This window comes from Streptomyces sp. NPDC033229 (genome assembly GCF_055576875.1).
In genome coordinates, this window is the sequence record NZ_JBVIQR010000171.1 from 1 (window position 1) to 2,374 (window position 2,374).

General features: G+C 67.1%; 1 protein-coding gene and 2 pseudogenes. 2 read left to right on the forward strand and 1 reads right to left on the reverse strand.

What is annotated here, in order from left to right:
• Window positions 1-422 precede the first annotated feature (422 nt).
• Window positions 423-1,364, forward strand: a pseudogene (locus ACZ53N_RS37115) (IS110 family RNA-guided transposase); the annotation flags it as partial.
• Here ACZ53N_RS37115 and ACZ53N_RS37120 read toward each other — a convergent pair.
• Entirely contained in the window at window positions 1,357-1,842 is a 486-nt protein-coding gene (locus ACZ53N_RS37120; RefSeq protein ID WP_469145105.1) for a hypothetical protein, read from the reverse strand. The pseudogene ACZ53N_RS37115 and the gene ACZ53N_RS37120 sit on opposite strands and share 8 nt — an antisense overlap.
• A 95-nt stretch (window positions 1,843-1,937) precedes the next feature.
• Here ACZ53N_RS37120 and ACZ53N_RS37125 point away from each other — a divergent pair.
• A pseudogene (locus ACZ53N_RS37125) lies at window positions 1,938-2,207 on the forward strand (transposase); the annotation flags it as partial.
• Window positions 2,208-2,374 lie beyond the last annotated feature (167 nt).

The window sequence follows — 2,374 nt, forward strand, 5'->3', positions numbered from 1 at the left end:
ACCGGCCCGCCCTCCTTGAAGGCTGCCTCACCGAGACAGGGCTCACCCCGAACCCCAGATAACTCACTGCGACAACACGAGTTCAGTCTCAGTAAGTAGCCGTTGTTCTATCGATCGTGGTGGGCGTGAGTTCGAGTGTGATTGCCCGGCCGGGTGATCTTCCGGTGGTCTGGGCATGAAGGCAGGGCCTCCCGAACAGCTCGTGGGTGTCGAATCCATCCGAGCGTCAGGAGACCCTGGTGCCGCAGTCTTTCGTGCCGTCCACCGCGTCGTCCAACTCGTCTTCCCTGTCGTGTGACTGCCTCGCCCACGTGTACGGGAACGCGGGCGATCGTCCGGGCTGGGACCCTCGGTATCCCTCGGACATGACGGATACGGAATGGGCCGCGGTCCGTGCCGCACTTCCGGTGCCGGCCTGGCTCGTCACGATGCGGCGGATCGCCGACCTCTACCCGGGCGAGGCCAAGACGGACGCGAGGGACGCGTTCATCATCGCCGACGCGGCCCGAGCGAAGCCTCACACGCTGCGGGCGATCGACGGCGAGGACGAGACGATCGCTGAGCTGGAGATGATCGTCGGGTTCGACGACGACCTGGCTAGCGAGGCGACCAGGGTCGCGAACCGGCTGCATGGCCTGCTGACCCAGATCCACCCGTCGCTGGAACGGGTGCTGGGGCCGCGGTTGCAGCACCCGGCCGTCCTGACGCTGCTGGAACGGTTCGGGTCACCGGCCCAGATCCGCAAGGCGGGGAGGCGGCGGCTGGTCACCCTGCTGCGGCCGAAGGCACCGAGGATGGCCGAGCGTCTGGTCGAGGACATCTTCGCCGCGCTGGACGAGCAGACCGTGACCGTTCCGGGGACCGAGGCGGCCGCGCTGATCGTCCCGAGCCTGGCCGCCTCCCTGGCGGCCGTGCTCGACCAGCGGAAACTCCTGGCCGGGCGGATCGAGGAACTGCTGGAGGCCCACCCTCTTTCGAAGGTCCTGACGTCGATGCCGGGAGTCGGCGTCAGGACCGGAGCCAGGATCCTGATCGAGGTCGGCGACGGCCGCACTTTCCCGACCGCCGGCCACCTCGCCGCCTACGCCGGACTCGCCCCGGCCACCCGGAGCTCGGGCTCCTCGATTCGCGGCGAACAGCCCTCCAGGAGAGGAAACAAGCAGCTCAAAAGGGCTTTCTTCCTCTCCGCGTTCGCAGCCCTGGGCGACCCCGCGTCCCGGGCCTACTACGACAAGAAGATCGCCCAGGGCAAGCACCACACCCAGGCCCTGCTCTGCCTCGCCCGACGCCGAACCGACGTCCTGTTCGCGATGCTCCGTGACGGAACCTTCTATGAACCGCAGCCGTCGGCCGCAGTCACCTGACCTGCGGGTCTGCGAGGAGAACGACTCGATCGGCCTCGACATCGAAGCCGAGCACCGGATGGCCACGGTCGCCTTCCGGGTCCATCAGCACGGGCTTGCCCAGCCGCCTCCCGATCTCCCGGAGGAAGCCGCAGAACACATCAAGTCGCTCCTGGCCCTGCAACTCCCGCAGGTCGACGTCGAAGTCGACTTCATCGTCGGCATGAAAACGGAAGATCGCCAGCACATCGGCCGTCGGCCAGACCCGCAGGTCCGGGCACTCGGCATCCGACGGGCGGGACAGCACGACCTCCGCCCGAGGCACCGGAAGCACCGCTTCTCCCTCGGAGTACTGGAACTTCCAGACCTTCTCCGCGACCAGGTCGAGGACCGCCTGCCAGTCCTCCACCGAGGCATTCGGGACACGCAAGTCCGGCAACGACCCCATCAAGTCCGGGTCGAAGAAGCACTTCACGTCATCCCACAACAGATCAGCCACCCCGCCATGCTGCCCGCCTCACCGACCCAGCGCACCCCCGTTTCCCTTGACAAAAGACATAGGGGCACCCCCCGCGCTTCCAGCCGTGCACCGTCGTCCTGGACAACGCGTCCACGCACGTGGCCCGGGTCTTCAATGGACGCAGGGAGAAACTTGCCGCCGTCGGCGTCGAGCTCATCTACCTCCCGCCTCGCAGCCCCGAACTGAACGATATCGAGCGGGTGTGGCGCTCCGCGAAGTACGAGGACTACCCCGAGCGCGTCCACACCACCGCCGAAGCGGTCGGCACCACAGTCGATCAGGCTCTGGAACGTCAACGGGCACGAATCAAAGGATCAGCAGCCAACTTCACCAAAGCCGCATAGAGTCAATTTGGGCCATGAAGCCCGGCCGGTCTCAGTCTTCGGCGTGCTCCGCGTCGTACCGCTCCCGCGCCACCAGCACCTCCGGCATGCGCTCCTCCACCAGCTCGATGAGCCCCATCAGCCGCTCGGTGACCGCCTGCCCCAGCGGGGTCAGGGCGTAGTCCACC